Annotated in this window: 11 protein-coding genes; 5 read left to right on the forward strand and 6 right to left on the reverse strand. The window is 67.0% G+C overall.

All coding sequences use genetic code 11. From position 1 onward, the window contains the following. Window positions 1–10: 10 nt before the first annotated feature. On the reverse strand, window positions 11–283 hold the full coding sequence (locus CFB41_RS37985; protein WP_144023160.1) for a hypothetical protein: 273 nt from the start codon (window positions 281–283) through the stop codon (window positions 11–13). Between the two features lie 756 nt (window positions 284–1,039). Between CFB41_RS37985 and CFB41_RS36155 the strand changes: the two genes are divergently transcribed. The 3 genes from CFB41_RS36155 to CFB41_RS36165 all read left to right on the forward strand — a co-directional run bounded on the left by CFB41_RS36155 (window position 1,040) and on the right by CFB41_RS36165 (window position 4,125). Continuing rightward, window positions 1,040–1,351 carry an integrase core domain-containing protein gene (locus CFB41_RS36155; protein WP_179250320.1) on the forward strand — a complete coding sequence of 104 codons (312 nt, stop codon included), beginning with the start codon at window positions 1,040–1,042 and terminating at the stop codon, window positions 1,349–1,351. Between the two features lie 549 nt (window positions 1,352–1,900). Then, the gene (locus CFB41_RS36160; RefSeq protein ID WP_039353478.1) at window positions 1,901–2,620 is read left to right on the forward strand and encodes a response regulator transcription factor; all 720 of its coding nucleotides are present in this window, start codon (window positions 1,901–1,903) and stop codon (window positions 2,618–2,620) included. Next, on the forward strand, window positions 2,620–4,125 hold the full coding sequence (locus CFB41_RS36165) for a HAMP domain-containing sensor histidine kinase (RefSeq protein ID WP_089460146.1): 1,506 nt from the start codon (window positions 2,620–2,622) through the stop codon (window positions 4,123–4,125). The genes CFB41_RS36160 and CFB41_RS36165 overlap by 1 nt, the downstream gene beginning before the upstream one ends. 24 nt (window positions 4,126–4,149) lie before the next feature. On the opposite strand, the gene CFB41_RS36170 is transcribed toward CFB41_RS36165, so the two are convergent. Then, on the reverse strand, window positions 4,150–5,250 hold the full coding sequence (locus CFB41_RS36170; RefSeq protein ID WP_089460007.1) for an AraC family transcriptional regulator: 1,101 nt from the start codon (window positions 5,248–5,250) through the stop codon (window positions 4,150–4,152). A 370-nt stretch (window positions 5,251–5,620) separates the two neighbouring features. Here CFB41_RS36170 and CFB41_RS36175 point away from each other — a divergent pair, with 370 nt between their 5' ends. Further along, entirely contained in the window at window positions 5,621–7,255 is a 1,635-nt protein-coding gene (locus CFB41_RS36175; RefSeq protein WP_089460008.1) for an AMP-binding protein, read from the forward strand. Then, window positions 7,255–8,415: an AraC family transcriptional regulator gene (locus CFB41_RS36180; protein WP_089460009.1), complete on the forward strand. Its 1,161-nt coding sequence runs from the start codon at window positions 7,255–7,257 to the stop codon at window positions 8,413–8,415. The genes CFB41_RS36175 and CFB41_RS36180 overlap by 1 nt, the downstream gene beginning before the upstream one ends. A gap of 95 nt (window positions 8,416–8,510) precedes the next feature. On the opposite strand, the gene CFB41_RS36185 is transcribed toward CFB41_RS36180, so the two are convergent. The 4 genes from CFB41_RS36185 to CFB41_RS36200 are packed head-to-tail and all read right to left on the reverse strand — an operon-like array spanning window position 8,511 to window position 12,122. Next, on the reverse strand, window positions 8,511–9,164 hold the full coding sequence (locus CFB41_RS36185) for a membrane integrity-associated transporter subunit PqiC (protein ID WP_089460010.1): 654 nt from the start codon (window positions 9,162–9,164) through the stop codon (window positions 8,511–8,513). Then, window positions 9,161–10,831 (reverse strand): intermembrane transport protein PqiB, encoded by a 1,671-nt coding sequence (locus CFB41_RS36190; RefSeq protein WP_089460011.1) that lies wholly within the window; start codon window positions 10,829–10,831, stop codon window positions 9,161–9,163. Before CFB41_RS36190 ends, CFB41_RS36185 begins: the two co-directional genes overlap by 4 nt. Next, entirely contained in the window at window positions 10,828–11,478 is a 651-nt protein-coding gene (locus CFB41_RS36195) for a paraquat-inducible protein A (protein WP_089460012.1), read from the reverse strand. Before CFB41_RS36195 ends, CFB41_RS36190 begins: the two co-directional genes overlap by 4 nt. After that, window positions 11,475–12,122 (reverse strand): paraquat-inducible protein A, encoded by a 648-nt coding sequence (locus CFB41_RS36200; RefSeq protein ID WP_089460013.1) that lies wholly within the window; start codon window positions 12,120–12,122, stop codon window positions 11,475–11,477. Before CFB41_RS36200 ends, CFB41_RS36195 begins: the two co-directional genes overlap by 4 nt. Window positions 12,123–12,135 lie beyond the last annotated feature (13 nt).

A 12,135-nucleotide genomic window follows, 5' to 3' on the forward strand; every position in this document is an offset into this window, starting at 1 on the left:
TCGGCTCCTGTCAACGCTCGCTCAATGCACGGAGATTACCTGCGAGCGTCCATGCGGGAATGCCGCTCGCGGTGCCGGCGACTTCGGTGCCCGACGGCGTATGAGCCGAATCCGTACCTTCCGCCAGCGCACCGGTCAAAGTCATCGAGACCGCGGAAGCAATGAGTGGCAATTTCGCTGTCGATCGGACGTGCGAAGCGGATTTCTTGAAAGCATGAGTCTTGACCACGGCTATCTCCTTGACCTTGACCTGGTAACGTGCGCCCGCCAAAAGGGTGCGCATAGACGAATGCAGATGAACGATCTGAAAGTTCAGTCTATTTATTAGCTATGCGAAATTATTAAGGGTGTGTTTTGCTTTATTTTCTTGAATCTGCTGACTCCAGGTCATCGTCATGACGTAGGAGTCCGCATTGCCGGGAACCCTGATGGCGTGCCGACAGTTTGCTAATGCATACAGCTATCGTGCGCTGGCCGGCCATGGTGATTACCTTTCGCGCACGAGGGGAAGTTGTCGTTCGGCGATGACGTCTATAAGCGACCGTGTCGAAGTGCAGTACTTTGCGAATTGCTCACCGCCTGGCTATCCGGGACAAAGTTTGACAAATGACTTGGTCAAATGACCATAAAGTAGAAAGAAATCGGAAAGAGATTGGAAAATATTGTCATATCAATTCCGTGTCGATAAAGGTTAACCCTCTGTGGTATGAAGTCATCGTCTACAAGGCCGTTGACCTGCTCCCCGCGTTTAGTGCGGTGACGGTGGAGAGTCCGTTCCGGAGTGAGCGGTCTGAATCTTGATGACAGAACGCGCTGTGGGTGTTGTGCGGGCCTGCGGGCCGGGAGGGATGTCGCGCTCGCTGGTTCACGACGAATCACACCGCCGAATTGACGACGAAGCGCTGACTGGCTGGATGATGGCCATCGCCGCGCAGAAGCGCCGCTACGATAGAAGAAGCGGGAGGACCATACGATTGGTTTCTGGCGGGCCGGCCTTTGGTCGGCGGTTTCGATGCCTGAACGTGGTCGACGATTACACGTGCGAGTGTTTGGTCATCGAAGTCGATACTTCGCTACCGGGCTGACGAGTGCAGCAAGTGCTCGAGCGGCTCACGGTGATACGAGGCTTGCCCGGATCAATCACGGTCAAAAACAGGCCGGGGTTCGTTGGCAAGGTCTGGTGCACGCGCCTACGAAGCCGGTGGAGAATGCCTATGTCGAGAGCTTCAACGGGCGATTCCGCGATGAATGCCTGAACGAGCACTGGTTCGTCTCAATGCGGCACGCCAAGCGGTTGATTCAGGAGTGGCGTAGCCGCGACGAAAGTGGCGAGAACCTGAATAGTCAGTGAGGTCATTTCACCAATCCGGATTGGTCTGTCTTGAACAAGAAGACAGCGTTTTCACGATACACGTGCAAAAATTCAGGAAGCTAGTTGAGCAAGCACGGGGCTGACCATGCAGTCAGCTGAAAAGGTGATACTGACGACGCGCGAGCTGGACAGGTTACAGGTCTTCGGCACATGCCGGACGGCAAGGCCAAACCATGGCGTGCGGCGGAACGACCGGGATTGACGCCACGGCAGACAGTACGGCTGATCATCGGGACGCGCGGGCTTGTATCGTCGCTTGGGACGTATCACGTCCGCTTTTTCGTGTTCGGACTGGAGTGAGTAGCGATTCATTTTTGGGGCCGGCCTTGGAGACCTTGCGGGCATTGGTTCACAGCGCCGGCACAATCCAAAGTTAAATGAAATGTGATCACTCCCCGCCGCGCCGAAAAATTTTGCACAATGGCGGCAGCGCGGCCCATCGCCGCGATTTCCCCCGGAGAAACCGGCCAGCCGGACCGGGGCCGGCCCGAACCGATACGCGGCACCGACGTGCCGCCGCCCGCCGCCATGGACCAACCGAAACGCATCCTGATCGTCGAGGACGACGCCGATATCGCCGACGTACTGAGCCTGCACCTGCGCGACGAGCGCTACGAGGTCGTGCACAGCGCGGACGGCGCCGAGGGGCTGCGCCTGCTCGAGCAGGGCGGCTGGGATGCGCTGATCCTCGACCTGATGCTGCCGGGCGTAGACGGCCTCGAAATCTGCCGGCGCGCGCGTGCGATGACGCGCTACACGCCGATCATCATCACCAGTGCGCGTTCGAGCGAGGTGCATCGGATCCTCGGCCTCGAGCTCGGCGCCGACGACTATCTGGCCAAGCCGTTTTCCGTGCTCGAACTCGTCGCGCGCGTGAAGGCGTTGCTGCGTCGCGTCGATGCGCTCGCGCGCGATTCGCGGATCGACGCGGGCACGCTCGACGTCGCGGGGCTGGCGATCGACCCGATCGCGCGCGAGGCGAGCGTGGACGGCGCGCGCATCGACCTCACGCCGCGCGAATTCGACCTGCTGTATTTCTTCGCGCGGCACCCGGGCAAGGTGTTCTCGCGAATGGATCTGCTCAATGCCGTGTGGGGTTACCAGCACGAAGGCTACGAGCACACGGTCAACACCCACATCAACCGGCTGCGCGCGAAGATCGAGGCCGATCCGGCCGAACCCGTGCGGATCCTCACCGTGTGGGGCCGCGGCTACAAGCTCGCCGCACCGGGCCAGCGGGACGCATGATGAAGCTCACCCTCACCCAGCGGCTGTCGCTCGTGTTCTCGGTGCTGCTGCTTGCGTGCTCGGGCGCGTCCGCGTGGCTGCAGATCCGCGCGAACGACATGCGCGAGCAGGAAGTCGTGCAGGGGCTGTCGCGCGACCTGGCCGCCAACATCGTCAACAGCGTGACCCACAGCGCGCCGCTGATGGACGCGAACGGGCTGCGCCCGGACGCCGTGCGCACGCTGTTCGGGCAGTTGATGGGCGTGAACCCGAGCGTCGAGGTGTATCTGCTCGACAACGCGGGGCGGATCAAGGGCGACGATGCGCCGCCCGGCCACGTGAAGCGCGAGCGCGTCGATCTCGCACCCGTGCAGCGCTTCATCGCGGGCGAGCCGCTGCCGATCCTCGGCGACGATCCGCGCAGCCCCGATGCGCGCAAGGTGTTCAGCGCCGCGCCGCTGCAGCTGGCGGGGCAGCCGCCGTCCGGCTACATCTACGTGGTGCTGCTCGGCGAGGCGCACGACCAGCTGGCCGCGCGCGTCGACGCCGGCAACGTGTTGCGCACGACGCTGTGGTCGATGGCGCTGGTCGCGCTGCTCGGCCTGCTCGCGGGTCTCACCGCGTTCAGCTTCATCACGCGTCCGCTGCGCCGGCTGACGGACGCGATGCGCCGCTTCGACGCGAACGGTACGCCCGACACGCAGCCGCCGGTGCCGCGCTCGCGGCCGGGCCGGCGCGGCGATGACATCGTGGTGCTCGAATCCGCGTTCGCGCAGATGGCCGACCGGATCGGCGACCAGTGGCGCGCGCTGACGCACCAGGACCAGCAGCGGCGCGAACTGATCACGAACATCTCGCACGACCTGCGCACGCCGCTCACGTCGCTGCACGGCTACCTGGAGACGCTGTCGCTGAAGTCGGACACGCTCGCCGAGAACGAGCGGCGGCGTTACCTGTCGATCGCGCTCGCGCAGAGCGCGAAGGTCGGCCGGCTCGCGCAGGCGCTGTTCGAGCTCGCGCGGCTCGAATCGGGCGGCGTGCAGGCCGAGCGCGAGCCGTTCTCGCTCGTCGATCTCGTGCAGGACGTGTTCCAGAAATTCGAGTTGACCGCGCAGGCGCGCGGCGTCGCGCTGCATGCGCGGATTCCGCCGCGGGTGCCGGTCGTGTCGGCCGATCTCGGGATGATCGAGCGCGTGCTGACCAACCTGCTCGACAACGCGCTGCGACACACGCCCGCGCACGGCGAGGTCGAAGTCGCGCTGGAGCCGCGCGGCGACCGCGTGCTCGTGACCGTGGCCGATACCGGCGAAGGGATTCCGGCGGCGCGGCGCGAAGGGTTGTTCCAGCGGCCGCAGCGGCCGATGAGCGGCGGCGCCGTGACGAGCGGCGGGCTCGGGCTGCTGATCGTGCACCGGATGCTGGCGCTCAACGGCAGCCATATCCGGCTGGTCGACCGGGCCGGGCGCGGGGCGGTGTTCGAGTTCGCGCTGGCGGTGGCCACGCCCGCGGCCGGCGACGGGCGCTGACCGTCTACTACGCAATGCCGGCGTTCATCCGCCGCGCTTGCGCCGCACGTCGCTCGGCGTCATGCCGGTCCAGCGCTTGAACGCGTGGCGGAAACCCACCGCGTCGCTGAAGCCGAGCGTCGATGCGATGTCCTCGGTGCTGAGCGTGGTCGTGCTGAGATAGTCGATCGCGAGCGCCTTGCGCACGCTCGCCAGCAGTTCGCTGTATGACGTGCCTTCGGCTTCGAGCTTGCGGCGCAGCGTGCGCGACGTGATGCACAGGATCGCCGCGATCGCGTCGATGTCCGGAAACTGCCCGGGCGTGCGCGTGAGTTCCTGGTACACGCGCCGCGTGACACCCGCCTGGCTGCGCAATTCGTCGAGCAGGCTCGCGCAATGCGACGACACCTGCGCGGCGGTAATCGGATTCGCGAGCTGCGGCGCGCGCGTGAGCCACGCGGCCGGGTAGCTGAGCACGTGATGCGGCTGGTCGAAGGCGATCGGGCATTCGAGCGCATCGGCCAGCAACGCCGCGTGCGCCGGCTGCGGCTGCGCGAACTGCGCGCGCGCCGGCACGCACCACGCCCCCATCACGTCCTTGATGATCGTCACGTGCAGCGCGAACTGCATGTCGATCAGGAAACGGTACAGCGGCTCGTCGAGGTCGGGGAGCGCGACTTCGTGCCGGTCGGGAAACTGCCACGACACGATGTCGCCCTGTTCGACCCAGCGGATCGCGAGCATGCCGTTCGCGAGCCGGTGATATTTGACGGCGGATTCGAATGCGTGCGCGAGCGATTCCGAACACAGCATCGCGTAGCCGTACATCCCGTAGCTCGACGCGTGCAGCCGGTGGCCGACGCGCACGCCGAGATCGGTGCCGTCGTAGCGGCCGATCGCATTGCGCGCGGCCGTGAGGAACTGCAGCGGCGACGTGAGCGTGAACGGGTCCGCGACGGCGGCCGGCGTGAGGCCGGTGCCGTCGAGCACCGCGACCGGGTCGAGGCCGGCTTGCGTCGCCACGTCGAGCAGCACGGCCAGCTTGGCCGGCGTGAAGCGCTGCTGGCGCAACGCGTGGGTCGGCTCGACGTCCGGCAGGCGGGCTGCGCGGGCGGTCGTCGGGTTCAAGAGCGCACTGCGCGGCATGGGAGCATCCTGCGTCCGAATCGATATCGTTGACGGGACGCAATTCTGCTCGGGATCGGTCCCATGCGCCACAGGGTTCACCCTGATGCGCGCGCCGGTGCGACCCGGTGCAGCGGGGGCTTCGGTGGCACCCATGCCGCCGCAGCCGGCCTGGCGCGTGCCGGCCGGGCAGGGCGGCGGTGCCCGGCGCAGTGACCTGGACAGATGCGGCCCACCTGTCCGTTTCGATCATCTTTTCGGCCGCCCGGATCATTTTCAAAGTGCGCCGCGCGGGCGATAGTCGCCGATCAGGCGATGGTCCGCGCTTCTCCGGCGTGCAGGCCGTCGTGCGAACGGCGCGGCCGGCGCGCCGTCCCCCGTGGAGTGAGACATGACGAAGAGACACTGGACCGGGTCGTATGGCTCGATCCCCGCCGAGATCGATCCCGATCGCTTTCCTTCCGTAACCGCGTTGCTGGACGACGCGATGCGCCGATTCGCCGATCGCCCGGCGTTCCACTCGTATGGCCGCACGCTGACCTATGCCGACGTCGACCGCCTGTCGACCGCGCTGGCCGCCTACCTGCAGCAGGTCGTGGGCGTGCGCAAGGGCGATCGCGTGGCCGTGATGCTGCCCAACGTGCTCGCGTTTGCGGTCGCGTTCGTCGCGGTCGCGAAGATCGGCGCGATCCAGGTCAACGTGAACCCGCTCTATACGGCGCGAGAGCTCGAGCATCAGCTCAACGACGCGGGCGTCGAGGTCGCGCTGGTGTGCGGCGGGTCGATGGGCACGTTCGCCGAAGTGGTCGGCGGCACGCGCGTGCGCACCGTGCTGAGCGTCGGGCGCGGCGATCTCGGTGTCGTCGATGCGCCGCCCGGGACCTGCGACGCGCTGCCGCCCGGTTCGATCCCGCTCGCGCGCGCCATAGCCGCCGGCGAATCGCTCACGCTCGAACCGGTTGCGCTGGGCGGCGACGACCTGCTGCTGCTGCAGTACACGGGCGGCACGACCGGCCTGTCGAAGGGCGCCGCGCTGTCGCACCGCAACCTCGTCGCGAACATCGAGCAGTTCGGGGCGATCGTGCCGGCCGCGCGAGTACCGGGCGAGGAGGTCGTCGTCACGGCGATCCCGATCTATCACATCTTCGCGCTGACGGTGAACTTCCTGTCCTACTTCGCGATCGGCGCGCAGAACTGGCTGATCGCGAACCCGCGCGACATGGACGGCTTCATCGACGTGCTGAAGGCCGCGCGGCCGACGGTGTTCGTCGGCGTGAACACGCTGTACGCGGGGCTCGCCGGCCATCCGCGCCTGGCGGAAGTCGACTGGTCGCGGCTGAAGCTGTCGGCCGGCGGCGGCGCGGCCGTGATCGACGTGATCTCGTCGCGCTGGAAGGCGGTGACGGGCAACTTCATCCGCGAGGGCTACGGGCTGTCGGAGACGTCGCCGGTCGTGTCGTTCAACCCGCAGTCGATCGACTCGTTCACGGGCACCACGGGCCTGCCGCTGCCGTCGACCGACGTGAAGCTGCTCGACGACCAGGACAACGAGGTGGCGATCGGCGGCGCGGGCGAGATCTGCGTGAAGGGGCCGCAGGTAATGGGCGGCTACTGGCGGAAACCGGAAGCGAATGCGGCCGCGTTCACGGCCGACGGCTATTTCCGCAACGGCGACGTCGGCGTGTTCGACGCAGCCGGGTTCCTGCGGATCGTCGACCGCAAGAAGGACATGATCATCGTGTCGGGCTTCAACGTGTATCCGAACGAGGTGGAAGCGGTCGCGACCGCCGTGCCGGGCGTGGCCGAATGCGCGTGCATCGGCGTGCCGGACGCGCGCACGGGCGAGGCCGTGAAACTGTTCGTGGTGCTGGCGCAGGACGCCGACGTGACGGAGGAACAACTCGTCGCGCATTGCCGCGAGAGCCTCGCGGGCTACAAGGTGCCGAAGCTGATTCGCTTCGTCGACCGGCTGCCGAAGTCGACCGTCGGCAAGATCCTGCGCCGGGAACTCAGCCGCACCGACTGATGGCGTCGGCGCGCCGCGCGGCACGCGGCGCGCCGACGGCCCGGAAGGCTCCGCGCGGGCCGCTCAAGTACAATGCGAGCGGTTCGATCGACGGGGACGCGATGACCGGTTCAGATTCACTTTCCGCCCAGCCCGGGCCCGCACCCGGGCGTGCACTGCCGTCGCCGAGCGCGACGGTGCCGATCTCGCTCGTCAACGGCTTTCTCGCGAGCGCGGCCGTGCAGCGCGACGTGGTCGAGCGCTACCTGGGCGGCGCCGGCATCCCGATCGAGCTGCTCGGCGAACCGCATGCGCGCGTGACGGAGGAACAGTTCTCGACGCTGTACCGCACGCTCGCGATCGAACTCGACGACGAGATGCCCGGCATCTTCTCGCGCCCGCTGCGCGGCGGCACGCTGAAGTACCTGTGCCTGAGCCTGCTCGATGCGCGCAACCTCGAAACGGCGCTGCATCGTTTCGGGCAATTCTTCCATATCCTGCTCGACGATTTCTTCGTCGAATCGAAGCGCGACGGCCTGGTCGCGCAGACGGTGCTGCGCCCGAACGACGCCATCGGCCCGATCGGCGCGCTCGGCCAGGAGCTGATGCTCAAGCTCGTGCACGGCGTGTGCTCCTGGCTGATCGGGCAGAAGATCCCGCTGCTGCAGATCGAGTTCGCGTGCCCGCGGCCGCGCCATGCGGTCGAGCACCTGTACTTCTTCACCGGCGCCGTGCAGTTCGACTGCGAGCGCACGCTGATGCGTTTCAGCGCGGATTACCTCGACGCGCCGATCCGGCAGAGCAAGCGCAACCTGCGCAAGTTCCTCGCGCGCGCACCGGGCGACTGGATCTTCGAATCGTTCAGCGAACAGCTCGTGTGCCATCGCGTGCGGCAGTACCTGTCGGAAGCGTTGCCCGACCTGCCGGTGATCGACCAGGCGGCCGAGCACCTGCATTGCTCGGTGCGCACGCTGAGCCGCCACCTGGCCGCCGAAGGGACGACGTTCCAGGCGCTCAAGGACGAACTGCGGCGCGACATCGCGATCCAGCGGCTGACCGATACGCCCGACACGATCGCGGCGATCGGCGCCGACATCGGCTTCGACGATCCGAGCGCGTTCCATCGTGCGTTCCGGCACTGGACAGGGAGCACGCCGGGCACTTACCGGCGGCGCGCGTAACGCGTCACGCGTCTTGCATCGCTTCAAGGTAGCCGGTTCCCATAACCGGATACCTTCGCGCGCTCCCATGGACGGCTCCCCTGGGCGGGACGGTTTTACGAATCGGCGGGACAGGCAGGGCGCCCGTTGCCGAAGCTGCGCACCGTGCTCGCGATCCGCGTGGCGAACTGCTCGATCATGCGCTGTTGCACCCGCACCATGTCCGCGTAGCCGCCGGGTGCCGCTTCGTTGAGCCGCGTGCTGCACGAAATGCGCGTGCCCGGGGTGCCTGGTGTACCCGGCGTGTCCTGCTGCACGCCGACGACCCAATCCGCTTCGAACTGGGCCATGCTGCCGGGCCACGCATCGAAGCGCCGCACCTGCGTGCGGATGCTCATGACGGTCTGGTTCGACGGGCGCGGCAGGCCGGTGACGTTGCGCGCGCCCAGCTGCTCGACGAGCGCCGACGAAAGCGCCGCGCGCAGCTCGTCGCCGAGCGGCGCGACCCAGCGTTCGTTGTCGAGTATCCGCGCGGCGCCGGTCCCGCTGCGCACGACCATCTGCTGCTGGTCGAGCTGGGCGGGGATGCCGACCGGCAACACGTTGATCGCCAGCGGCGCGGCGGCGCGCGCGGTGGTCGACGTCGTGGAGGTGGACGTGGCCGGCGATACCAGCGTGTAGTAATGCACCGGGTTCGACGCGCAGGCGGTCAGCGCGATGACGGCGCCGGCGCCCAGGGCGATCGTCCTGGCGCGAATCGGGAAGCTCATGGTTGTCGTGGCTCCTGCTGGACAGGCGAGGTGGAAGGGGCGACCGGCGCGATCGGCGCATGATCGGCGCCGGTGCCCCGCAGCAGCGCGTCGGGACGGCGGCCCAGCATGTCGGTGAGCGTGCGCAACGAGCGCGCGGTACGCTGGACCTCGGTCAGCGTGTTCGCGAGGTTTTCCTGAAGCGGGCTGTCCTCGGCGATGCCGTGGCGCAACGCGCCGAACGTCTGGTTCGCCTGGTCGAGCGCGCGCGTCGTCGACGGCAGCACCTGGCCGTTGACCTGCCTGAGCGTCGCGTCCAGGTTCGTCAGGCTCGAATCGACATGCTTGCCGATCGACGCCAGCGGCAGCTTGTTGATCTTGTCGACGATGTCGGCGAGCTGCTCCGGCAGCTTGTCGAACGTACTCGGCACGGTGGGCAAGGTCAGCGGCGTGGCATTCGCATCAAACGGCACCTTTGGCGCGTTCTTCACGAAATCGAACGAAATGTAGAGCTGCTCCGTCAGCAGGTTGCCGGTACGCGCCTGCGCACGGAGCCCATGCTCGGCCAGGCCCGCGAGAAACTGGGCCGCGCGCGGATTGCCGTTGCCTTCGGTCTTCTGCAGCTTCTCGATGACGGGGCCGAGCCGATACGGATAGACCTTGACCATGACGATGGACTGGAAGCGTCGGGTGGTGCGGTCGAAGTCGAGCTGGGTCGACACCACCTTGCCCATGTTGATGCCGGAGAATTCCACCGGCGCCCCGACCGCGAGGCCGCGCAACGGCTGCTCGAAGCGGAGTCGAATGAGCTGGGATGGGCCGTCCGGGGCCGCCATCGCGGACGTTTCATTGTCGGCGAGTGTAAACAGGTGGTTTGCACGGGCCGCCGCCGCGTCGCTGTCTTCCGGCGTCGCGAACGCGATGCCGCCGCCCACGATCGTCGCGACCGACTGGGTCTTCAGCTTCAGGCCGTTCGCGTCGAGCGACAGATCCATCCCGCTCGCGTTCCAGAAGCGCGTATCGGTCGTCACCAGCCGATCGTACGGCGCATCGATGAACACCTGCAGGTTCATGTCGCGGCGCTGCATGTCGAGCTTGTACGACGCGACGTGCCCGACCATCAGGTGGCGGTAATAGACCGGCGAGCCGATATCGAGCGAGCCGAGATCGGTGGCGCGCAGCGCGAAGCTCGTCCCCGGCATGCCGTTGATGACGGTGGGCGGCGTCTCGAGCCCGGTGTAGGCCTTGCGCGATTGCGTCGAGCCGCCCGTGTCCATGCCGATATAGGCGCCGGAGAACAGCGTGTCGATGCCCGATACGCCGCTCATGCCGACGCGCGGGCGCACGACCCAGAAGCGCGTGTCGTCGCGAATGAGGTTGCGCGCATTCTTCACGAACGAGACCGTCGCGACGACGTGCGAACTGTCGTCGCTCAGCGAGATGGCGGTGACGGTGCCGATCACGACGTCCTTGTACTTGACGGGCGTCTTGCCGGCTTCGAGGCCTTGCGCGGTGTTGAACGTGATCGTGATTTCCGGTCCGACGGACAACCACGCGTGGATCACCATCGACAGGCCGATCAATGCCGCGACGAGCGGCACGAGCCAGACGAGCGACAGCCGCAGGCGGTTGCGCGTCACGGGCGGGTCGTGGGGTTCGAGGCCTTGCGGGCCGGATGGAGGATTCATGCTTCTTCGGCGTCCCAAATGAGGCGTGGGTCAAAACTCATCGCGGACAGCATCGTGAGAATGACGACCATGCCGAAAAACAAAATGCCGGCGCGCGGCTCGATCTCGGACAGCGGACCGAACTTCACCAGCGCACAGATGATCGCGACGACCAGCACGTCGAGCATCGACCAGTAGCCGACCAGCTCGACCGCGCGATACAGCACGGCCCGCTCGCGCATGGCCGACACGCTGCGCCGGCCCGTCGTGACGAGCAACGTGCCGAGCGCGAGAAACTTCGTGCACGGCACGACGACGCTCGCGATGAAGATCACCGCCGCGATGCCGTACGAGCCGGCTTTCCAGAACACCACGACGCCGCTGAGAATCGTCGATTCGCTGTGGCTGCCGAGCAGCGTGGTGCGCATCACCGGCAACAGGTTGGCCGGCAGATAGAAGATCAGGCTGGCGATCAGCAGCGCCCACGCGCGCACGAGGCTGTCCGGGCGACGCGCGTGCAGCGCCGACCCGCAGCGCGGGCAGCGTGCCGCTTCGGCGGCATGCTGCGCGTGCGCATCCTGCGCGGCGCAGGCAGGGGGCCGGCAGACGAGGCCGCACGCATGGCACCCGACCATGCCCAGCTGACTGGCGCGCACGGGCAGGCTCACGAGCGGCCTCCGGCGGGTTCCACCGGCACGACCCAGTCCCACAGCTGGCGCGCATCGTGGCCCGCGATCAGCGGGATCAGCACCATCAGCACGGCCGTGGCCCACAAGCCCGCGCCGGGAATGATCTGCATGATGCTGGACAGCTTGATGATGGCGATCAGGACGCCGAGCAATCCGACCTCGATCATGCTCCACGGTCGCAGCGCGACGAGCAGCCGCATCAGCGGGCCGAACGCGGGTGCGCGACGTCCCGCGCGGGCAAAGGCCAGCAACCAGATCAGCGTGGCGATCTGCAGGAACGGCACCACCACGATGGCCAGCGCCGTCGGAATCGCGATCGGCGCGGCGTAGCCTTTGGCCAGCGCGAGCGCGGATTGCCACAGCGTGGCTTCGCTGTGCAGCCCCTGCACGCTGATTCGCATGATCGGGCACAGGTTGGCGATGGCAAACACCACGCCTGCCGCCATCGCCAGCGCGAGCCACCGGTCGATATCGAGCCAGCTCGAACGAAACAGCACGGCCGAACAGCGCTCGCACCGCGCGACTTCGTGCGGCGCGAGCGCGCGGCGTCGGTAGACGCTGTCGCAATGCTCGCAGGCGATCAGGGCCGGAAACGTGTCCATGGGTTCGTGTTGCTCGCGCATGCGGTCTCGATGA

This window comes from Burkholderia sp. AU33803 (assembly GCF_002223095.1).
Lineage (GTDB): Bacteria > Pseudomonadota > Gammaproteobacteria > Burkholderiales > Burkholderiaceae > Burkholderia.

What these genes read in the sequence shown, in the direction of transcription:
- CFB41_RS36175 (WP_089460008.1), top strand. Translation starts at nt 5,621, where the DNA reads ATGACGAAGAGACACTGGACCGGGTCGTATGGCTCGATCCCCGCCGAG.
- CFB41_RS36190 (WP_089460011.1), bottom strand. Translation starts at nt 10,831, where the DNA reads ATGAATCCTCCATCCGGCCCGCAAGGCCTCGAACCCCACGACCCGCCC.
- CFB41_RS36170 (WP_089460007.1), bottom strand. Translation starts at nt 5,250, where the DNA reads ATGCCGCGCAGTGCGCTCTTGAACCCGACGACCGCCCGCGCAGCCCGC.
- CFB41_RS37985 (WP_144023160.1), bottom strand. Translation starts at nt 283, where the DNA reads ATGCGCACCCTTTTGGCGGGCGCACGTTACCAGGTCAAGGTCAAGGAG.
- CFB41_RS36180 (WP_089460009.1), top strand. Translation starts at nt 7,255, where the DNA reads ATGGCGTCGGCGCGCCGCGCGGCACGCGGCGCGCCGACGGCCCGGAAG.
- CFB41_RS36200 (WP_089460013.1), bottom strand. Translation starts at nt 12,122, where the DNA reads ATGCGCGAGCAACACGAACCCATGGACACGTTTCCGGCCCTGATCGCC.
- CFB41_RS36160 (WP_039353478.1), top strand. Translation starts at nt 1,901, where the DNA reads ATGGACCAACCGAAACGCATCCTGATCGTCGAGGACGACGCCGATATC.
- CFB41_RS36165 (WP_089460146.1), top strand. Translation starts at nt 2,620, where the DNA reads ATGAAGCTCACCCTCACCCAGCGGCTGTCGCTCGTGTTCTCGGTGCTG.
- CFB41_RS36185 (WP_089460010.1), bottom strand. Translation starts at nt 9,164, where the DNA reads ATGAGCTTCCCGATTCGCGCCAGGACGATCGCCCTGGGCGCCGGCGCC.